This is a genomic window from Pseudomonas serbica, from assembly GCF_028823535.1.
Taxonomy (GTDB): Bacteria; Pseudomonadota; Gammaproteobacteria; order Pseudomonadales; family Pseudomonadaceae; genus Aquipseudomonas; species Aquipseudomonas serbica.
In genome coordinates this window covers 186,783-206,866 of record NZ_JAQIYM010000010.1, presented here as the reverse complement: position 1 = coordinate 206,866, position 20,084 = coordinate 186,783, and the positions used below count along the sequence as shown (strand labels likewise).

At 61.0% G+C, this 20,084-nt stretch carries 20 protein-coding genes; 14 read left to right on the top strand and 6 right to left on the bottom strand.

The annotated features are described in order from the left end of the window. Positions 1–39: 39 nt before the first annotated feature. On the bottom strand, positions 40–1,560 hold the full coding sequence (exaC, locus tag NQL71_RS18270) for an acetaldehyde dehydrogenase ExaC (RefSeq protein ID WP_077185798.1): 1,521 nt from the start codon (positions 1,558–1,560) through the stop codon (positions 40–42). Positions 1,561–1,860: 300 nt separating this feature from the next. Here exaC and NQL71_RS18265 point away from each other — a divergent pair, with 300 nt between their 5' ends. The 4 genes from NQL71_RS18265 (at position 1,861) to NQL71_RS18250 (ending at position 6,216) form a co-directional block, all read left to right on the top strand. Beyond that, positions 1,861–3,774 (top strand): sigma-54-dependent Fis family transcriptional regulator, encoded by a 1,914-nt coding sequence (locus NQL71_RS18265; protein ID WP_046815860.1) that lies wholly within the window; start codon positions 1,861–1,863, stop codon positions 3,772–3,774. A 186-nt stretch (positions 3,775–3,960) separates the two neighbouring features. Continuing rightward, a complete protein-coding gene (mpl, locus tag NQL71_RS18260) occupies positions 3,961–5,310 on the top strand; it encodes a UDP-N-acetylmuramate:L-alanyl-gamma-D-glutamyl-meso-diaminopimelate ligase (protein WP_248687019.1) in 1,350 nt (449 codons plus the stop codon). Further along, on the top strand, positions 5,307–5,939 hold the full coding sequence (gene ubiX / locus NQL71_RS18255; RefSeq protein ID WP_046815858.1) for a flavin prenyltransferase UbiX: 633 nt from the start codon (positions 5,307–5,309) through the stop codon (positions 5,937–5,939). Before mpl ends, ubiX begins: the two co-directional genes overlap by 4 nt. After that, positions 5,932–6,216, top strand: coding sequence for a YceK/YidQ family lipoprotein (locus NQL71_RS18250; protein WP_077185801.1), 285 nt, complete (start codon positions 5,932–5,934; stop codon positions 6,214–6,216). The genes ubiX and NQL71_RS18250 overlap by 8 nt, the downstream gene beginning before the upstream one ends. A 108-nt stretch (positions 6,217–6,324) precedes the next feature. On the opposite strand, the gene NQL71_RS18245 is transcribed toward NQL71_RS18250, so the two are convergent. The 3 genes from NQL71_RS18245 to NQL71_RS18235 form a co-directional block, all read right to left on the bottom strand. Further along, complete coding sequence (locus NQL71_RS18245; protein WP_046815856.1) at positions 6,325–6,966, bottom strand: oxidoreductase; 642 nt, start codon at positions 6,964–6,966, stop codon at positions 6,325–6,327. A gap of 27 nt (positions 6,967–6,993) precedes the next feature. After that, entirely contained in the window at positions 6,994–8,712 is a 1,719-nt protein-coding gene (locus tag NQL71_RS18240; RefSeq protein ID WP_077185802.1) for a C13 family peptidase, read from the bottom strand. 113 nt (positions 8,713–8,825) lie between these two features. Beyond that, a complete protein-coding gene (locus tag NQL71_RS18235) occupies positions 8,826–9,281 on the bottom strand; it encodes a MaoC family dehydratase (protein WP_046815854.1) in 456 nt (151 codons plus the stop codon). A 194-nt stretch (positions 9,282–9,475) separates the two neighbouring features. Here NQL71_RS18235 and NQL71_RS18230 point away from each other — a divergent pair, with 194 nt between their 5' ends. The 4 genes from NQL71_RS18230 to NQL71_RS18215 all read left to right on the top strand — a co-directional run bounded on the left by NQL71_RS18230 (position 9,476) and on the right by NQL71_RS18215 (position 11,526). Next, the gene (locus NQL71_RS18230) at positions 9,476–9,838 is read left to right on the top strand and encodes a CidA/LrgA family protein (protein ID WP_046815853.1); all 363 of its coding nucleotides are present in this window, start codon (positions 9,476–9,478) and stop codon (positions 9,836–9,838) included. Then, positions 9,835–10,551 carry an LrgB family protein gene (locus tag NQL71_RS18225; RefSeq protein ID WP_046815852.1) on the top strand — a complete coding sequence of 239 codons (717 nt, stop codon included), beginning with the start codon at positions 9,835–9,837 and terminating at the stop codon, positions 10,549–10,551. Before NQL71_RS18230 ends, NQL71_RS18225 begins: the two co-directional genes overlap by 4 nt. An 11-nt stretch (positions 10,552–10,562) precedes the next feature. Next, positions 10,563–11,153, top strand: coding sequence for an LON peptidase substrate-binding domain-containing protein (locus tag NQL71_RS18220; RefSeq protein WP_046815851.1), 591 nt, complete (start codon positions 10,563–10,565; stop codon positions 11,151–11,153). A 127-nt stretch (positions 11,154–11,280) separates the two neighbouring features. Continuing rightward, positions 11,281–11,526, top strand: a complete 246-nt coding sequence (locus NQL71_RS18215; protein WP_274643082.1) for a hypothetical protein — start codon at positions 11,281–11,283, stop codon at positions 11,524–11,526. A 133-nt stretch (positions 11,527–11,659) separates the two neighbouring features. On the opposite strand, the gene NQL71_RS18210 is transcribed toward NQL71_RS18215, so the two are convergent. Both NQL71_RS18210 and NQL71_RS18205 read right to left on the bottom strand, forming a co-directional pair. After that, a complete protein-coding gene (locus NQL71_RS18210) occupies positions 11,660–12,976 on the bottom strand; it encodes a bifunctional DedA family/phosphatase PAP2 family protein (protein ID WP_166619557.1) in 1,317 nt (438 codons plus the stop codon). Between the two features lie 156 nt (positions 12,977–13,132). Next, positions 13,133–13,831, bottom strand: coding sequence for a DNA-3-methyladenine glycosylase (locus tag NQL71_RS18205; RefSeq protein ID WP_046815849.1), 699 nt, complete (start codon positions 13,829–13,831; stop codon positions 13,133–13,135). Positions 13,832–14,020: 189 nt separating this feature from the next. On the opposite strand from NQL71_RS18205, the gene NQL71_RS18200 reads away from it, so the two are divergent. The 6 genes from NQL71_RS18200 to rodA all read left to right on the top strand — a co-directional run bounded on the left by NQL71_RS18200 (position 14,021) and on the right by rodA (position 20,070). After that, positions 14,021–15,292 (top strand): glutamate-5-semialdehyde dehydrogenase, encoded by a 1,272-nt coding sequence (locus NQL71_RS18200; protein ID WP_046815848.1) that lies wholly within the window; start codon positions 14,021–14,023, stop codon positions 15,290–15,292. Between the two features lies 1 nt (position 15,293). Continuing rightward, positions 15,294–15,983 (top strand): nicotinate-nucleotide adenylyltransferase, encoded by a 690-nt coding sequence (gene nadD / locus NQL71_RS18195; RefSeq protein ID WP_162488902.1) that lies wholly within the window; start codon positions 15,294–15,296, stop codon positions 15,981–15,983. Between the two features lie 73 nt (positions 15,984–16,056). After that, entirely contained in the window at positions 16,057–16,551 is a 495-nt protein-coding gene (rsfS, locus tag NQL71_RS18190) for a ribosome silencing factor (RefSeq protein ID WP_008065972.1), read from the top strand. Positions 16,552–16,560: 9 nt separating this feature from the next. Beyond that, positions 16,561–17,028, top strand: coding sequence for a 23S rRNA (pseudouridine(1915)-N(3))-methyltransferase RlmH (gene rlmH, locus NQL71_RS18185; protein WP_007937439.1), 468 nt, complete (start codon positions 16,561–16,563; stop codon positions 17,026–17,028). A gap of 10 nt (positions 17,029–17,038) precedes the next feature. Then, complete coding sequence (mrdA, locus tag NQL71_RS18180; RefSeq protein WP_077185807.1) at positions 17,039–18,928, top strand: penicillin-binding protein 2; 1,890 nt, start codon at positions 17,039–17,041, stop codon at positions 18,926–18,928. A 38-nt stretch (positions 18,929–18,966) separates the two neighbouring features. After that, complete coding sequence (gene rodA / locus NQL71_RS18175; protein ID WP_046815929.1) at positions 18,967–20,070, top strand: rod shape-determining protein RodA; 1,104 nt, start codon at positions 18,967–18,969, stop codon at positions 20,068–20,070. The last annotated feature ends 14 nt before the right edge of the window (positions 20,071–20,084 follow it).

Below are 20,084 nucleotides of genomic sequence, written 5' to 3'. Positions count from 1 at the left end.
GGCTTGCCAGCGAAAGCCGTTACGCGGTGTCGCGCCGGGTTAGAAGAAGCCCAGCGGATTGATGTCGTAGCTCACCAGCAGGTTTTTGGTCTGCTGATAGTGATCGAGCATCATCTTGTGGGTTTCACGGCCGACGCCGGACTTCTTGTAGCCACCGAATGCGGCGTGTGCCGGGTAGAGGTGGTAGCAGTTGGTCCAGACACGCCCGGCCTTGATGGCGCGACCCATGCGGTAGGCGCGGTTGATGTCGCGGGTCCATAGGCCGGCGCCGAGGCCGAACTCGGTGTCATTGGCGATGGCCAGGGCTTCGGCTTCGTCCTTGAAGGTGGTGATGCTCACCACCGGGCCGAAGATTTCTTCCTGGAACACGCGCATCTTGTTGGTGCCCTTGAGCAGGGTCGGCTGGATGTAATACCCGCTCGCCAGGTTGCCCTCGAGTTTTTCCACCTTGCCGCCGGTCAGCAGCTCGGCGCCTTCGCCCTTGGCGATTTCCAGGTACGAAAGGATCTTGTCGAATTGCTGTTCGGACGCTTGGGCGCCGACCATGGTGTCGGTGTCCAGTGGGTCGCCACGTTTGATTTGCAGGACTTTCTTCATCACGACGGCCATGAACTCGTCGTAGATCGATTCCTGCACCAGGGCGCGGGAAGGGCAGGTGCAGACTTCGCCCTGGTTGAAGAACGCCAGCACCAGGCCTTCGGCGGCTTTTTCGATGAAGGACGGTTCGGCCTTCATGATGTCTTCGAAGAAGATGTTCGGCGATTTGCCACCCAGCTCCACGGTGGACGGAATGATGTTTTCGGCGGCGCATTTCATGATGTGCGAGCCGACCGGGGTCGAGCCGGTGAAGGCGATCTTGGCGATGCGTTTGCTGGTGGCCAGGGCTTCGCCGGCTTCTTTGCCGTAACCCTGGACGATGTTCAGTACGCCCGGTGGCAGCAGGTCGCCGATCAGCTCGACCAGTACGGTAATGCCCAGCGGGGTTTGCTCGGCCGGCTTGAGCACCACGCAGTTACCGGCGGCCAGGGCCGGGGCGAGTTTCCACGCGGCCATCAGGATCGGGAAGTTCCACGGGATGATCTGCCCGACCACGCCCAGCGGTTCATGGATGTGATAGGCCACGGTGTTGCCGTCGATTTCAGCAGCACTGCCTTCCTGGGCGCGGATGCAGCCGGCGAAGTAGCGGAAATGGTCGGCGGCCAGCGGGATGTCGGCGTTGAGGGTTTCACGCACGGCCTTGCCGTTGTCCCAGGATTCGGTGATCGCCAGCAATTCCAGGTTCTGTTCGATGCGGTCGGCAATTTTCAGCAGCACCAGCGAGCGTGCCTGGGCGGACGTGGCGCCCCAGGCATCGGCCGCCGCGTGGGCAGCATCCAGGGCCTTATCGATGTCTTCGGCCGTGGAGCGTGGGAATTCGGCAATGGGTTGGCCATTCACTGGCGAGGTATTGGTGAAGTACTGACCTTTGACAGGCGCGACGAACTCGCCGCCGATGTAATTTCCGTATTTGCTCTTGAACGAAACGATTGCGCCTTCAGTACCGGGGTGAGCGTAACGCATGATGGTTTCTCCTTGGTTCTTGTGCTTATAAGGAAGACGCGCATGTGCGCTTGCTTTAAGCGTAGAGCAAGGGCCGGGCCACCGCCTTGCAGCTCATGTAAATCAAGGCCTTGCGCGGTTTTTGTCGGACGGGCGGGGAGTGCTTGTGACGCTTTCGGTACAGCGTCCGTGACACTTTGTACCGTTTCTGGCACAGGCTGTGACTGGCCGGTCTTGCCAGCATTGCAAAGCAGGCCGGGCTGGAGGATGCTCGGCATCACCGCATGCACGGGTCGCCGAGCCCCGGGAGAATAATAAGAAATGCACGACAACCATTTGAGTCGCCATGCCCAGCAGGTGTTGACCGTAGCCCAGGGCAAGGCGCACCTGCAGGGGCCTGGCAGCGACCCGTCCATCGCTCGTTCCTGGCTGCGCTGCCTTGAGGACTATCACCTTGACCCGGCCCTGAACATGGCGCCGACGGTTTTGGAGCATGGCCGCGTCCTGGAAAGCCGCGAGCGCTTGCAACAGGTGCTGCACATCGCCGGCAATGAAATGACCAGTCTTCATCAACAGCTCTCCGGTGCCGGCCACGCCGTGCTGTTGACCGATGCGCGCGGGGTGATCCTCAATTGCGTGACGGCACCGGCCGAACGCAAGATTTTCGAGCGTGCCGGCCTCTGGCTGGGGGCCGACTGGAGCGAGGCCTGCGAAGGCACCAATGGTATCGGCACCTGCCTGGTGGAGCGCCAATCGCTGACCATTCACCAGGACGAACATTTCCGTGGGCGACACACGGGCCTGACCTGCTCGGCTAGCCCGGTATTCGATCCGCACGGCGAGTTGTTGGCGGTGCTTGATGTGTCATCTGCCCGGCACGAGGTGTCGCGCCAGAGTCAGTTCCATACCATGGCCTTGGTCAATCTTTCGGCGAAGATGATCGAGAGCTGCTATTTCCTGCGTTGTTTCGATAATCAATGGCTGCTGCGTTTTCATTTGCAGGCCGAGTCCGTCGGTTTGTTCAGCGAAGGGCTGCTGGCGTTCGACGGTGAAGGGCGGATCTGTGCAGTCAATCAAAGTGCGCTGAACCTGTTGGGGCATATCCGTGGCGGCTTGCTGGGCAAGCCGGTGGAAGCGTTTTTCGACTGCTCACTGGACGAATTGCTCGGCCGCGCGAGCGTCAACGCCAGTGCCAGCTGGCCACTGCGTAGCCGTGACGGACGCAAGCTGTTCGCGGTGTTGCGCGGGCAATCCCGTACAGTTCCAGTGCCACTGGTGCCGGCTCCCGCGGTTGAAGAACGCCCGCGCTTGGCGGGCATCTGCCTGGGCGATCCCACGTTGCAGGCGGATTTCCGCAAGGCCCTGCGCGTATACGAGCGGGACGTGCCATTGCTGATCAACGGCGAAACCGGTTCGGGCAAGGAAGCTTTCGCCAAGGCTGTGCACCAGGCCAGCCAGCGCGCGGAAAAAGCCTTCGTCGCCCTCAACTGCGCGGCGATCCCCGAAAGCCTGATCGAGAGCGAGCTGTTTGGTTACCGCGGCGGCAGCTTCACTGGCGCGCGCAAGGAGGGCATGCGCGGCAAGCTGCAGCAGGCCGATGGCGGGACCTTGTTCCTAGACGAAATTGGCGACATGCCCCTGGCCTTGCAGACCCGTTTGCTGCGTGTGCTGGAAGATCGGCAAGTGGTGCCAATCGGTGGCGAGCCGGAGTCGGTCAACGTGCGGATCATCAGTGCCACGCACCGCAATCTACTGGAGCGGGTGCAGGACGGCAGTTTCCGCGAGGACCTGTATTACCGGCTCAATGGGCTGGAAGTCGCGTTGCCGGCGTTGCGCGAGCGCAGTGACAAATCGCAGTTGCTCGACTTTTTGCTGGCCGAAGAGGCGCGCGGGGAATCCGTGCGGATCGACGGGGCGGCGCGCGAGGCGTTGTTGGGATTCGCCTGGCCAGGCAACGTGCGGCAAATGCGCAATGTATTGCGTACGTTGGCGGCGTTGTGTGACGGCGGACGGATCGGCCTGGAGGATCTGCCAGCGATGATCCGCCAGGCGCGGCCGGTGGTTATGCCGACCATTGAAGCGCCTTGCGAGCATCCCCTGGAAGATGCCGAGAAACTGGCGCTGTTGAATGCGCTGGAGCACACACGCTGGCATATGACGAATACGGCTGAACAGTTGGGGGTCAGTCGCAATACCCTGTATCGAAAGCTGCGTAAACACGGCATAGCCCGATAGGTCGTGTCGCGCCCAATCGCGAGCAGGCTCGCTCCCGCAGGGTTATTGGCTGAATTCGCAATTTTGGAACTGCCGCAGATCTACTGTGGGAGCTAGCCTGCTGGTGATGACATCCTAGGGGACGAAACAAAGGTGCGATTTTTTCCCCCCTACGCTAACCTGCGGCCATGTTTTACGAGGTCGACTATGCACATTCATATTCTGGGTATCTGCGGCACTTTCATGGGTTCGATGGCGGTTTTGGCCAAAGAGCTCGGCCATCACGTGACCGGCTCCGATGCCAACGTCTACCCGCCGATGAGCACTCAGCTCGAGGCGCAGGGCATTGAGTTGACCCAAGGCTACGACCCGGCGCAACTGGACCCGGCCCCCGATCTGGTGGTCATCGGCAACGCCATGTCGCGCGGCAACCCGGCGGTCGAATACGTGCTGAACAAAGGCCTGCCGTATGTCTCCGGCCCCCAATGGCTGGCCGACCACGTGCTGCAAGGCCGCTGGGTATTGGCGGTCGCCGGTACGCATGGCAAGACCACCACCAGCAGCATGCTTGCCTGGGTGCTGGAGCACGCGGGCATGAGCCCGGGCTTCCTGATCGGCGGTGTGCCGCAGAACTTCTCGGTCTCGGCGCGCCTGGGCGATACGCCATTTTTCGTAATCGAAGCCGATGAGTACGACAGTGCGTTCTTCGACAAGCGCTCCAAGTTCGTTCATTACCGCCCGCGCACGGCGATCCTGAACAACCTGGAGTTCGATCACGCTGATATCTTCCCGGATCTGCCGGCGATCGAGCGACAGTTCCACCATCTGGTGCGGACCATCCCGAGCGAGGGCCTGGTGATTCATCCAACCACCGAACCCGCCCTGCTGCGCGTCATCGAGATGGGCTGCTGGACCCCGGTGCAAACCACAGGTGCTGGCGGGCAGTGGCAGGTCAAGCTGCTCAGCGAAGATGGCTCGAAGTTCGAAGTGATGTTCGAAGGCGTCGCTCAAGGCGTGGTCGATTGGGACATGACCGGCCAGCATAACGTGGCCAACGCATTGGCCACCTTGGCCGCGGCGCGCCATGTTGGCGTGGTGCCGGCCATGGGCATCGCTGCATTGAGCGCCTTCAAGAGCGTGAAGCGACGGATGGAAAAAGTCGCAGAGGTGCGTGGCATCACCATCTACGATGACTTCGCCCACCACCCGACAGCCATCGCCACCACACTCGACGGCCTGCGCAAGCGCATTGGCGATGCGCCGTTGATTGCGATCATCGAACCGCGCTCCAACTCCATGAAGCTTGGCGCGCACCGTGACGGCTTGCCGGAGAGCGTCAACGATGCTGATCAGGTGATCTGGTATGCACCGGCCAATCTCGGCTGGGATCTGGCAGGCACCGCGGCGCTGTGCACAGTACCGTCGATTGTCAGCGACTCGCTGGAAGGCATCATCGAACGGGTCAAGAGTCAGGCCCAGCCGGGCACCCATGTGGTGATCATGAGCAACGGCGGCTTCGGCGGCCTGCACGGCAAGCTGGCCGAGGCGCTCAAATGAGTAACGGCCCGGACCGCATCACGCTGGCGATGACTGGCGCTTCTGGTGCCCAGTACGGCTTGCGCCTGCTCGATTGCCTGGTGCGCGAAGAGCGCGAAGTGCACTTCCTGATTTCCAAGGCGGCGCAACTGGTGATGGCCACCGAAACCGACGTCACGCTGCCGGCCAAGCCACAGATGATGCAAGCCTTCCTCACCGAATATACCGGAGCTGCCGCCGGGCAGATCCGGGTCTACGGCAAGGAAGACTGGATGTCGCCGGTGGCCTCGGGCTCCGGCGCACCAGCGGCGATGGTGGTGGTGCCGTGCTCCACCGGGACCCTGTCCGCCATCGCGACGGGCGCTTGCAACAACCTGATCGAACGTGCCGCCGATGTCACGCTCAAGGAGCGCCGGCAGATGATTCTGGTGCCTCGTGAAGCGCCATACTCGAGCATTCACCTGGAGCACATGCTCAAGTTGTCGAACATGGGTGTGACGATTTTGCCGGCATCGCCAGGTTTCTATCATCAGCCACAAACCATCGACGATCTGATCGATTTCGTCGTAGCGCGGATCCTCAATTTGCTGAACATTCCCCAGGACATGCTGCCGCGTTGGGGCGAATACCATCTGACCAGCGATGAATAAGTGGTTGGTGGTAGTGCTGGCGCTACAGCTGGGTGGGTGTGCCACAGTACGTACGCTGGATGCGGCCAAACCGGGGGCGCCCGTGGTGTACTCCGGGACGCGGCTGGATTTGTACGCGCTCAATGGCGGTTGTTGCGCGATGGATCGTTTCGGCGCCGAGGCACCGAGTTATCCGGGTGTTGATTTGCCGGCCAGTGCGTTGCTCGACACGCTGTTGTTGCCGTTGTCGTTGCTGACGGTGATCGGCGTGAGCTTCCAGGCGACCGGCGGATTGTAGGAGAGCACTTCGCCCGAGCAGGCTCGCTCCCACATTGAATCTGTGTCGTTCACAAGGCCCATGTGGGAGCGAGCCTGCTCGCGAAGGCGTCCTCCCGGACGCCGCCATTTATTTGCCCAACTTCCTCAATTCATCCGACTCGACAATCCGCACCCCATCCTGCTCCTCCAACGCGAGGCGCCACATCGCGCGGGCCAATTGGCAGGCTTCTATGCCTCGGTATTTGCCGGGAATCAATTTCGACAAGGGCCCGGCGAACTGCTCGCCCAGGCGCGGCTCGGTGCGTTCACCCAGCAGCAACGACGGACGGCAGATGGTCAGTTGCGGCCAGTTCTGCGCGCGCAATGCGTATTCCATTTCGCCTTTGACCCGGTTGTAGAAAATCGAGGATCTGCGGTCGGCCCCCAGGGCGCTGATCACGATCAGGTGCCGTGCACCCATCTCCCGGGCACGTTTGGCGAATGCCACCACCATGTCCAGATCCACCGCGCGAAACGCCTGCTCAGAGCCTGCCTGCTTGATGGTGGTGCCCAGGCAGCAGTAGGCGATGTCGACGCGGCCGTTCAGCTGCGGCAGGAACTCAATGGGGTCGCCCACTGGGTTTTCCAGGTGCGGATGCTCGGCCAGCGGCCGGCGCGAGGGGGCCAATACGCGCGATATCGTTGGCTCGTTGAGCAAGCGATCGAGTAGGTGTTCACCGGTCAAGCCGGTGGCTCCGGCGAGCAATACGTGCTGAGGCGTCAAGTACATAGTGTTTCTCCCTTGATACTGTTCAGCTTAGTTGTTCTTTGCATCCTTGCTGTCAATGGAGACACTTTGCAGGGCTTTTCGTGCCTGCTGCCTACGTAACAGTTGCCAGTGGGAGAGCACGGTTTTCGGTGCCCAGATCTGCGGTTCGGAGGCTTCGAAATTGTCCGCCAGCTCGCGTTCGGCGACGGTGGCCTTGGCCAGTTTGAAGGCTTGCTCCAGATCATCAGTCTGGTTCAGCGCCTGGGCGAACAGGGCGTCGCCGAAGTAGGTGAAGTTGGCTTCTTCGGTACAGCCGAAGGACACGCGGTCAGCACGCGCGGCGGTCATGATCAGGGTGCGTTCGTCCTTCAGGGCGGGGATGAAACCGCCGGAGTAGCAGGACGAAATCACGATGATCTTGTCGCGGTTTTTCAGCGGGGCAAGAACGGCGGCAAGCTCGTCGGCCGGCAGATCCGCCAGCTCCATGCGCGGCTGGTCAAGCACCAGTTCGTGTTCGCTGGTGCCATGGCTGGTTAGGTAGATGAAAACCAGGTCTTCCGGGCCACTGCGTTCGGCCAGGGTCAAGGCGGCACGGCGCAGGTTTTCCCGGGTCGCCATCGGGCGGTCGCCGAGATGGTCGCGATGGTTCACCAGGCGGATCTGGCCATAGGCGCCGAAGCGGCTGGTGAGCATGTTCGCGACATAGTCGGATTCGCGCAGGAACACACTCTGCTTGCCGTCGCCGCCAAGGGTCAGGGTGTACAGCTCCACCACCGGGGTCGAGGCTGGCACGTTGGTGAGCGCCTCCTCAAGCAAGCGCCCCTGGGCCAGCAAGCCAAGCTCGAGGGCGTCGGGCAGCAATTTGCCCTCGGCGTCGCGCACGCGCTGGCCGTTGATCCAGGTGCCATCGAGCACGGTGCCGTCGGTGAGGACCAGGGTGCCGCGCCCGGAGTAACTGTCGTTGTCGAACTGGCCGGTGTAGAAGCTGCCGTCGGCCAGGTTCAAGCGGCCTTGGCCGGTGAAGCGCCAGTCGCTGAAGTGGCCGATGTAATGGCTGCCATCGGCGCCGATCAATTCGCCCTTGCCGTTGAGCGAGCCTTCCTTGAATTGACCCAGCCATACGTCGCCGTCAGCGTTTTCATAACGACCCTTGCCGTGCAATTGGTTGTTTTTGAACCCGCCGACATAGATATCGCCTTCGGCGCTGTTGAAGGTTCCGTTGCCTTCCAGTTGACCGTCGACAAAGTGCCCGGTGAATTGATTGCCGTTGCCGTCGCTGCGTTGGCCATCGCCATTGGGCTTGCCATGGGCGAACTGGCCCTGGTAGGCGCTGCCATCTTCGAGCTCCAGGCGGCCGAGCCCTGAATACTGATCGGCCTTGAATTCACCACGGTAAAGCATGCCGTGTTCTTTAAGGGTGCCTTCACCGTCGCGGCGGCCAAGCTTGAAACCACCGTTGTAGCTGCCGGCGCTGGTGGTCAGGGAGCCCAGGCCATCGAACAGGCCTTGCTTGAATTGCCCGCGGTAGACTTCGCCATTGCTGCCATGCCATTCACCCTGGCCATGCCACTGGCCCTGGTCGAACTCGCCGGCATACCAGCTGCCGTTCGGGTAGTCGATGCGGCCCTGGCCTTGCAGCAATCCGTTGACCAGTTCACCGCGATAGCGTCCACCGTCCGGCAGGCGGGCATCTGCGGGCAATAGCGATTCGCCGTCGCCGCAAGCGGTGAGCATCAGGGTCAAGGCGAGGAGTGCAAATGGGCGCATAGCGGGTTCCGGGCAATTAGGCGACCGAGTATGCCGCAGCTATCTGTCCATATACAGCCGGGAGAAAAGCAGCAGGTGCGAAACAGCCTGTGCTGCTTCGCACCCGAAAGCGCTTACACGAAGCAGAGCGACAGGGATTCGGCGACGTATGCCGGTTTGTCCGTGCCTTCGATTTCCAATGTGGCGATGGCCTTGAGCAGCAGTTGGCCGGGTTTTTTCTCGGTGACCTCGGACAGTTCGACCTTGAGGCGCACCTTCGAGTCGACCTTGACCGGCTGAATGAACCGCACGCTGTCCAGGCCATAGTTGACCACCATCTTCAGGCCTTGCGGCATGACGAGGATGTCTTCCATCAGCTTTGGAATCAGCGACAACGACAGGAAGCCGTGGGCAATGGTGCTGCCGAATGGCGTTTGCGCGGCCTTGACCGGGTCGACATGGATGAACTGAAAGTCCCCTGTGGCTTCGGCGAACAGGTTGATGCGCTCCTGATCGATGGTGAGCCATTCGGAACGTCCGAGTTCCTTGCCGATATAATCTTTGAGCTCTGCAACGGGTACATAGGGCATTGAGACTCTCCTTGGGTTCATCGATTTTATAGTTTTTAGGTGGGGGGATTTGACCTCCCGGATTTACCACTTTAGATCACCATGGCAATAGGCCGCGGTCAACAGACCATGCTTATGGCGAATGCCGGTCCATAGCGCAAGCGTGCTTATAATGCGTGGGCCAATGCGGGTGACGGTTTTGCGGGAGATTTTTGATGTTGTTACGTGGCCTGACCTGGCTGGTGCTGTTTCAATTGCTCGGCACCGCGATCAACCATTTGTTTTTGCCCATCCTGCCGGGGCCGATTGTCGGCCTGCTGCTGTTGCTTATCTTTCTGATCTGTCGTGGCCAGGTCGGTGAACCGCTGAACCTCGCAGCCAGCAGCCTGCTGCGTTACCTGCCGTTGCTGCTGGTACCGCCGGCCGTGGGGGTGATGGTGTACGCGGCAGATATCGCTGCTGATTTCTGGGCCATTGTCGGTGCGCTGGTTTTGTCATTGCTGCTGTCGATGGCCTTCGCCGGCGTCCTCATGCAACGCATGGTCAAGCGCCATGTTCATCCCGAGGACGGCCAATGATCCTTGACTGGCACGGCGCCTGGACGTCGGTGATTCATCATCCCTTGTTCGGCATCGGCATCACGCTCGGCGCCTATCAACTGGTGCTGGCGGCGTTCGAGAAAACCCGCTGGATCTTTTTGCAGCCAGTGCTGGTCTCCATGTTGCTGGTGATCGGTGTGCTGGTGGGTTGCGGCCTGACCTACGCCGAGTACCGCAAGAGCACCGAGATCCTCAGCATTCTGCTCGGCCCCGCGACGGTCGCGTTGGCCGTGCCGCTTTACCTCAACCTGCGGCGTATTCGGCAGTTGTTCTGGCCGATATTTACTACGCTGGTGATAGGCGGCGTGGTCGCCACGGGCATGGGGGTGCTGTTGGGCTGGTGGTTCGGGGCCGAGCACATGATCCTGATGACCATGGCGCCGAAATCGGTGACATCGCCCATCGCCATGCTGGTGGCCGAGCAGATTGGCGGCGTCGCCGCACTGGCGGCGGTGTTCGTGCTGATCACCGGGGTGATCGGGGCTATCTTCGGCCCGAGCCTGTTGACCCGGCTCGGTGTCCACAGCCCCGAGGCGCGCGGCATGGCGCTGGGCATGACTGCCCATGCGGTCGGCACTGCGGTGGCGATGCAGGAAAGTGACGAATGTGGCGCCTTCGCGGCGTTGGCGATGAGTTTGATGGGCGTGGCCACGGCGGTATTCCTGCCGTTGGCGGTGTCGATGGTGGTGTAAGGAATATGTCTATGAGTCTGCCGCTTTTTCCGCTGAACACGGTGCTTTTTCCTGGTTGCATCCTCGACCTGCAGATTTTCGAGGCGCGTTACCTGGACATGATCGGTCGCTGCATGAAACAGGGCGGCGGCTTCGGCGTGGTGTGCATCCTCGAGGGGAGTGAAGTCGGTATCGCGCCGCAGGGCTTTGCCATGGTCGGTTGTGAGGCGCGTATCACCGATTTTCAGCAGCAGGACAACGGCCTGCTGGGGATACGGGTTGAGGGAGGGCGACGGTTCAACGTGTTGACCACCGAAGTCCAGCGCGACCAGCTGATCCTCGCCCAGGTCGAATGGCTGGAAGACGAACCCGAGCAGCCGCTGCAGGATGAGGACGCCGATCTGGTGGCGCTGCTCAAGGCCCTGGCCGAACATCCCATGGTCGAAGCGCTGAACATGGGCACGGAGGCGACCGGGCAGCAGTCGCTGGCCAATCAGCTGGCTTACCTGTTGCCGTTTGCCGAAGTGGACAAGATCGACCTGCTGCAACTCGATGATCCGCAGCAACGGCTGGATGCAATTCAGGCGTTGCTGGATGAGTTGCAGGGCGAGTTGTTTGCTTAATTACTTTGTCCTAATTTAAAGATTAAAATACTTGTAATGGGGTGCCCTATTATTTGGTTTCTCCTTGTGCTCCCAACTTTTTGGGTCGGCATAACAAGGAGAGATTTAATTATGGATAGTAAAATTGTTGAGCCTGCTGATTTGGATGTATTTCATCCCTCGCAAAAGGATGAGTATTTTTATTCAGACATATGTTTGGCGTCAAATCGCCGATGAGTTGATTGAGCGCAATCCGGCTGCAGGGTATGTAGAAATCCGGGATAAGGTGGACAGTGAGCTCACTGCCGTATTTAAGCAGTATTACGGGAGTCTGGATAAATATCTTGAGAAACGGGCTGCTGACGCTTTAGACACTATCCCGGATTTCAAATAATCATTGCTTGTTCCGAATTGGTAGTTTGCCTTCCATATTGAAGGTGAGTTATTACTTGTCACAACGATCCCGCTCATTTCGAGCGGGATTTTTTTGGGGGGAAGGGGTGACTTGAGGTTGGCTCAATATTTATTTAATAGGAATACCGCAACATCGTGTGCGGTAGATGCCGCAACACAAAGAATCCGAACAGCGCCACCAGCGACGGCAGCACCAGCCACCATACCTTGGGCGGCATGGCATTGAGTGACGTCTGGCGCTGACTCAGCCACAGGCTCGCCGCACAAACACAGGACGCGAGCATCGCACCCGCCAGCACATCCGTCGGCCAGTGTGCGCCGAGGTAGACACGGGACAGGGAAATCGCCAGTGCCGGAAGGCACGCCACCAACAGCCAGGTCAGGCGCATGCGCGGGGGTTGTCCGCGGCCGGCGAGTACGGCGAGGGTCAGGAACAGCGCAAACGATCCGGATGCGTGGCCGCTGGGCATGCTGTAGCTGGTCAGCGGGTCGCTCAAGACTTCCGGGCGCACCCGGGCAAAAAAGTGTTTGGTCAGGGTATTGCCCAGCGCGGTGCAGAGCAGGGTGGTGGTGGCGAAGAACAGCTGCCGCCATTGCCGGGTAATCAGCAGCAGCACCACCAGCAAGGCGCTGAAGATCAGCATGTTGCGAAATTCGCCTATGAGGGTGAAGACCACTGCCACTTCGTCGAGCATCGAGCTGCGGTGTTCCTGCACCAGGGTCATCACTCCCTGATCGAGGGCGTTCAGGTGCGGATAGCCGATAAACAGCCCCGCCAGGATCAGCAGGCTCATGCCGGCAATGAACACCGTGGCCTTGCGATGGCGGCGCAGGCTACTGGTTGCGCTCAGCCCGACCATGACCGCAATGCTGCCGGCGACGATGCCGGCTTCAAGCCAGAAGCCTTCGGGCAGTGGCAAGCGAATCGCCGCGCCCGTTGCCCAACCCGGCAACAAATACGCCACCGACCAGCCCGCGCCAGCCAGCAGGCTCACGGCGAAGAATCGCGGGAATGGCATGTCGAACATCCCGGCGACCATTGGCAGCATGGGGCGCAAGGGGCCGATGAAGCGCCCGACCAGCAGGCTGGCGATGCCGTAGCGCTGGAAATATGCCTCAGCCCCGGCGATCCATTCCGGGTGATGACGCAAGCCTGGCAGGCGCCGGATGTTCTGATGGAAATGCCGGCCGAGGAAATACGAAATCACGTCGCCAAGCACGCCGGCGAGAAACCCCAGCAGCAGGGTTTCACTCAATGACAGTGCGCCGCTGCCGGCCAGTACCGCTACGGCGAACAGCAACACGGTGCCAGGCACGATAAGGCCGGCAATCGCCAGGCATTCGACAAAGGCCACGATGAATACCGCCGCCGCCAGCCATTGCGGGTTGACCGTCAACCAGCCGGTCACGCTATCGAGCCATGGGCCCATAAAAACAACTCCATTGAATGTTCAATTGGCCCTTGTGGGAGCGAGCCTGCTCGCGATGGCGCAGCTTCAGTCAGTAATGATGTTGAATGTACTGGCCTCATTGCGAGCAGGCTCGCTCCCACAGGGTATTCCTTCAGTTTCATGTTCCGTGCATTGTCAGGTCAGCAGGATGTAGTCGCGACCTTCGACCTGACCCCGTCGCAGCGGGTTCCGCGTGCAATACGCGGCATAGGCCGCGTCGACGAAGCGATACATCAGGTGTTCGTCGCGACCATGGGGAATGCCCAGGCGTGCAGCCTGGATGATGTGGGCGGGTGTCTGGCCGACATCTTCCACCAGTAATATTTCATGATCAAAGCGCTTGGCGTCCCAGACGGGAACCTTAAGGCCTAACGACCTACAGAGCAGTGTCTGCCCCGCACAGAGCTTTTGCGAGGGGCGAGGGCGGCCCTGGGCGTCAGGGTTGTTCATCAACATTTGCGCCAGGCTCGCCGGCCCGCTCAGTTCATCGACCCAAGGGTAGGCGGATTTGATCAGTACCGCGTTACCCGGACCCTGGGCGCTGAAGTTCAGCGAGTCGCCACCGCGGGCGTAGTACATATAGATGTGCCCACCGTCCAGAAACAAAGCCTTACGCTTTTCTGTATAGCCGAGGGAGGCGTGGCTGCCTTTTTCTGCGCAGTAATAGGCTTCGGTCTCGATGATCCGGGCGCTGAGCCACAGGTCGTCGACCCGGTGGCGAATGACTTTTCCGAGTAAATCGCGGGCGAGAACTTGGGCGTCGCGGTCGAAGAACGCGTCCGGGAGGCCCTTGGGCAGGCTCATGGCGGACGCACGGACAGTCAGGTTGGTCATGATGAACGGCGTTTATCAGGGCTGATTGAGTCGTGATGATAACAATTTGCAGCTTAATCCCGGCTGAACGTCGGCAAATTGCCCTCGATTTCGACCATCCGCCCGTCACCGCTGTTAGTCGGCGGACGCGACAGCTATAATCTGCCGCTTTACTCTTTACCAAGACCTTAGCAAAGACCACTCCAGACCATGACTGAGTCCGTTCTTGACTACATGACCCGCCTGGGTCGCGCTGCCCGCGAGGCTTCCCGCGTCATCGGCCGTGCCAGCACCGCGCAGAAAAACCGCGCGTTGCAGGCGGCTGCCAATGCGCTGGATGCCGCCCGCGGCGAATTGACCGCTGCCAATGAGCTGGACCTGGCGGCTGGCCGCGCCAATGGTCTGGAACCGGCCCTGCTCGAGCGTCTGGCGCTGACCCCGGCGCGTATCGATGGCATGATCGTTGGCCTGCGTCAGGTCGCGGCGCTGCCCGACCCGGTCGGCGCGATCCGCGACATGAGCTATCGTCCGTCAGGTATCCAGGTGGGCAAGATGCGCGTGCCGCTGGGCGTGATCGGGATCATCTACGAGTCCCGGCCGAATGTGACCATCGATGCGGCCAGCCTGTGCCTGAAGTCCGGCAACGCGACCATCCTGCGCGGCGGCTCCGAAGCCATTCATTCCAACCGTGCCATCGCCGCCTGCATCCAGCGTGGCCTGGCCGAGGCCGATCTGCCGGCCGCCGTGGTCCAAGTGGTCGAAACCACTGATCGCGCTGCCGTTGGCGCACTGATCACGATGCCCGAATACGTCGATGTCATCGTGCCCCGTGGTGGCCGTGGCCTGATCGAACGTGTCAGTCGTGACGCCCGCGTGCCGGTGATCAAGCACCTGGACGGTATCTGCCACGTTTACGTGAGTGAACACGCCGACCTGGCGAAAGCCCAGCGCATCGCGTTCAACGCCAAGACTTACCGCTACGGCATCTGCGGGGCGATGGAGACGTTGCTGGTCGATAAAACCGTTGCGAAAGATTTCCTGCCAGCGATGGCGGCCCAGTTCCGCGAAAAAGGCGTCGAACTGCGTGGCTGCGAACGCACCCGGGCCATCATCGATGCCGTGCCGGCCACGCAAGAAGACTGGAGCACCGAGTACCTGGCGCCCATCCTGTCGATCTGCGTGGTCGACGGGCTTGACCAGGCCATCGAGCACATCAACCATTACGGCTCCCATCACACCGATTCGATTGTCAGCGAACATCAGGGCGACACCCGGCGTTTCGTGGCTGAAGTCGATTCTTCGTCGGTGATGATCAACACCCCGACCTGCTTCGCCGATGGCTTCGAATACGGATTGGGTGCCGAGATCGGCATTTCTACTGATAAGCTGCACGCCCGCGGCCCGGTCGGTCTCGAAGGCCTGACCTGCGAGAAGTACGTCGTGGTCGGTGATGGCCAGTTGCGCGGACAGGAGCCGGTCTGACTTGGGCGACCTCGACCCGTCAGCCCCGGTAGCCGCCAGCGCGCCAGCCCCTCGACGCATCGGCGTACTGGGCGGGACCTTCGACCCGGTGCACATCGGCCATCTACGTGGTGCGCTGGAAGTCGCCGAGTCGCTGGCGCTCGATGAGCTGCGCCTGACACCCAGTGCCAGGCCGCCCCATCGGGGCACGCCGCAGGTGTCGGCGAAAGACCGTCTGGCGATGGTCGAGTGCGCGGTAGCCGGAGTGGCGCCGTTGGTGGTGGACGCCCGCGAATTGCAGCGGGACAAACCGTCCTACACCATTGATACCCTGGAACTGATGCGTGCCGAGCTGGCCGCCGAGACCCAGGTTTTTCTGCTTTTGGGCTGGGACGCATTTTGCGGCCTGCCCACTTGGCACCGCTGGGAAGAGTTGCTCCAGCATTGCCATATCCTGGTGTTGCAACGCCCGGATGCCGACAGCGAACCGCCGGATGCCTTGCGCAACCTGCTGGCAGCGCGCTCGGTGAGCGACCCGCTGGCCCTCAAGGGGTCGAGCGGACAGATTGCATTCGTCTGGCAGACGCCGCTCGCGGTATCCGCCACCCAGATCCGTCAACTGCTGGCCAGCGGTAAGTCGGTACGTTTCCTGGTGCCCGACGCGGTCCTGGCCTACATCGATGCGCACGGGCTCTACCGTGCGTCGAACTGAATAGGGGTGCCTCAAGGCACGTGGCAACAACGTGTATTGAAGCGCCCGAACATACGAGCAAAACGAGTTTTATATGACGAGCAACAACGAAAGCAAAGTAAAACGCAAAGGCACCTTCAAGAGCGCGCCGCTGCCTGAGAAAGTCCTGGCTGCCGAGCCGCCAAAAGGCGACGAGCTGGTCAAGATCGCCGTAGCCGCCCTGGAAGACGTCAAGGCCCAGGACGTGCTGGTGATCGATGTTCGCGACAAGCAGAGCATCACTGACTACATGATCATCGCCACCGGTACTTCCAACCGCCAGATCGGCGCGATGCTGGACAAGGTCCGCGAGGCCGTCAAAGCCCTGGGTATCAAGCCGCTGGGTGAAGAAGGCAAGGGCGACAGCGATTGGGTCCTGCTGGACATGGACGACGTGATCGTTCACATGATGACCTCCAATGCCCGCCAGTTCTACGACCTGGAGCGCTTGTGGAAAGGTGCCGAGCAGAGCCGTGCCGCTGACGGCAAGCACCACAGCCCTGAAGTCGGTCATGAGCATTTCACCAAGCTCAACAAAGACCAGGAATAAGGAACGGCTGTGCGACTGCGACTGATCGCCGTCGGTTCACGCATGCCCAAGTGGGTGGAAGAAGGCTGGCATGAATATGCCAAGCGTCTTCCGTCCGAATTGGCGCTTGAACTGGTGGAAATACCGCTCAATACCCGTGGCAAGAACGCCGACGTGGCGCGCTTCATCCGTCAGGAAGGCGAAGCCATGTTGGCCAAGGTCGGGCCGAACGAGCGCGTTGTCACCCTCGAAGTCCACGGCAAGCCCTGGAGCACCGAGCAGCTGGCGGTCGAGCTCGACCGCTGGCGGCTGGACTCGCGCACGGTGAATTTCATGGTTGGCGGCCCCGAAGGGCTGGCGCCGGAAGTCTGCGCCCGTGCCGATCAGCGCTGGTCGCTTTCACCGCTGACGTTGCCGCATCCGCTGGTGCGCATCCTCATCGGCGAGCAGCTGTATCGTGCCTGGACAGTGCTGTCCGGTCACCCTTACCACAAGTAGTTGCGCCCCCATGTCCCAACCGATCCGCATCAAGGACCACGAAAAAGACGCCCGTCTGGTGCGTGGCCGCGTCGTGTTCGGGGCCATTGCAGTGGTGCTGCTCATTGGTGTGCTGATCGCGCGCCTGTATTTCCTGCAGGTCATCCAATACGAATATCACTCGACCCTGTCGGAAAACAACCGCGTCCATGTGCAACCGATTCCGCCGACCCGCGGCTTGATTTTCGACCGCAACGGCGTGGTGATTGCCGACAACCGCCCCAGCTTCAGCTTGAGCATGACCCGCGAGCGCTCCGGTGACTGGCAGCAAGTGCTCGATGTGATCGTCGAAGTGCTGGAGTTGACGCCCGAGGACCGGGTGATTTTCGAGAAGCGCATGCGCCAGGGGCGACGTCCGTTCGAACCGGTACCGATCCTGTTTGAATTGACCGAAGAGCAGATCGCCCGCATTGCCGTGAACCAGTTCCGCCTGCCCGGGGTGGAAGTGGTCGCGCAACTGGTCCGCCACTATCCACAGGGCGCGCATTTTGCCCACTCGGTGGGTTACATGGGGCGGATCAACGAGAAAGAGCTGAAGTCGCTCGATCCGGTCAATTACAGCGGCACCCACCACATCGGCAAAACCGGCATCGAGCGTTTCTACGAGCCGGAGCTGCACGGCCAGGTGGGTTACGAGGAAGTCGAGACCAACGCCCGCGGTCGCGTCTTGCGGGTGCTCAAGCGTACCGAACCGATTTCCGGCAAGGACATCGTCCTGAGCATGGACATCAAGCTGCAGGAAGCCGCCGAAGCCGCACTCGGCGGGCGTCGCGGCGCGGTGGTGGCCCTGGACCCGAAAACCGGTGAAGTACTGGCGATGGTCAGCCAGCCGAGTTTCGACCCGAACCTGTTCGTCACCGGCATCAGCTTCAAGGCCTATTCCGAGCTGCGCGACTCCATCGACCGGCCGCTGTTCAACCGAGTCCTGCGTGGCCTGTACCCGCCGGGTTCGACCATCAAGCCGGCGGTAGCGATCGCCGGGCTGGATGCGGGTGTGGTGACCGCTTCATCCCGGGTGTTCGACCCGGGTTACTACATGCTGCCCAACTACGATCACAAATACCGCAACTGGAACCGTACCGGTGACGGCTTTGTCGACCTCGATACGGCGATCATGCGCTCCAACGATACCTACTTCTATGACCTGGCCCACAAGCTGGGGATCGATCGGTTGTCGGCGTACATGACCAAGTTCGGCATTGGCCAGAAGGTCTCCCTGGACATGTTCGAAGAGTCGCCGGGGTTGATGCCGACCCGGGAATGGAAGCGGGCGACCCGTCGCCAGGCATGGTTCCCGGGTGAAACACTGATCCTCGGGATCGGCCAGGGCTACATGCAGTCGACGCCATTGCAACTGGCCCAGGCCACGGCACTGGTGGCCAACAAGGGCATCTGGAACCGTCCGCACCTGGCCAAGACCATCGAAGGCGAGAAGCCGGTGGACGAGAACCCGATGCCGGACATCGTCCTGCGCGATCCGTCGGACTGGACGCGGGTCAACCATGGCATGCAGCAGGTCATGCACGGCGCCCGGGGTACCGCGCGCAAGGCCTCGATCGGCGCGCAATACCGGATTGCCGGCAAAAGTGGTACCGCCCAGGTGGTTGCGATCAAGCAAGGCGAGAAGTACGACCGTTCCAAGGTCCAGGAGCGTCATCGCGACCACGCCCTGTTCGTTGGTTTCGCCCCGGCGGACGATCCGAAGATCGTGGTGTCGGTGATGGTCGAGAACGGTGAATCCGGCTCTGGCGTCGCCGCGCCGGTGGTGCGTCAAGTCATGGACGCCTGGCTCCTGGGCCCGGACGGCCGCTTGAAGCCCGAATACGCCGCCCCTATCAGTGCAGAGGCAACCGCCCCGTGATGAATAATTTTGATCGCATGCTCTCCAGCGAGGATGTGATGCGTCGTCGTGCGACGCTGCTGCAACGCTTGCACATCGACGGCCCGCTCCTGATTCTGCTGCTGACCCTGGCTGCCGGCAGCCTTTTCGTGTTGTATTCGGCCAGTGGCAAGAGCTGGGATTTGCTGGCCAAGCAGGCCACGTCGTTCGGCATCGGCTTGGTGTCGATGATCGTTATCGCTCAGTTAGAGCCGCGTTTCATGGCTCGCTGGGTACCGGTCGGTTACGTGATCGGCGTGCTTTTGCTGGTAGTGGTCGACATCATGGGTCACAACGCCATGGGCGCCACGCGCTGGATCAACATTCCCGGTGTGATCCGCTTCCAACCTTCGGAGTTCATGAAGATCCTGATGCCGGCGACCATCGCCTGGTACCTGTCCAAGCGCACCTTGCCGCCGCAACTCAAGCATGTGGGTGTGAGCCTGTTTCTGATCGGCTTGCCATTCATCCTGATCGTGCGTCAGCCCGACCTCGGCACTTCATTGCTGATTCTGGCGGGGGGCGCCTTTGTGCTGTTCATGGGCGGCCTGCGCTGGCGCTGGATCCTCAGCGTGCTCGCTGCCGCCGTGCCGGTGTCCGTGGCCATGTGGTATTTCGTGATGCACGATTACCAGAAGCAGCGCGTCCTCACGTTCCTCGACCCGGAAAGTGACCCGTTAGGCACCGGCTGGAACATCATCCAGTCCAAAGCCGCCATCGGTTCCGGCGGTGTGTTCGGCAAGGGCTGGTTGCTGGGCACCCAGTCACACCTGGATTTCCTGCCGGAAAGCCACACCGACTTCATCATTGCGGTACTGGGGGAAGAGTTCGGCCTGGTGGGCATTTGCGCCCTGTTGCTGATCTACCTGCTGTTGATCGGTCGTGGGCTGGTGATCACCGCCCAGGCGCAGACACTGTTCGGCAAATTGCTGGCGGGCGCCTTGACCATGACATTTTTTGTGTATGTTTTCGTCAACATCGGTATGGTCAGCGGCCTGTTGCCGGTGGTGGGGGTGCCGTTGCCGTTCATTAGCTACGGAGGAACTTCGCTGGTAACGCTGCTGTCAGCGTTTGGGGTTTTGATGTCGATCCATACCCATCGCAAGTGGATCGCGCAGGTTTGAATAAGGTGAAGAGT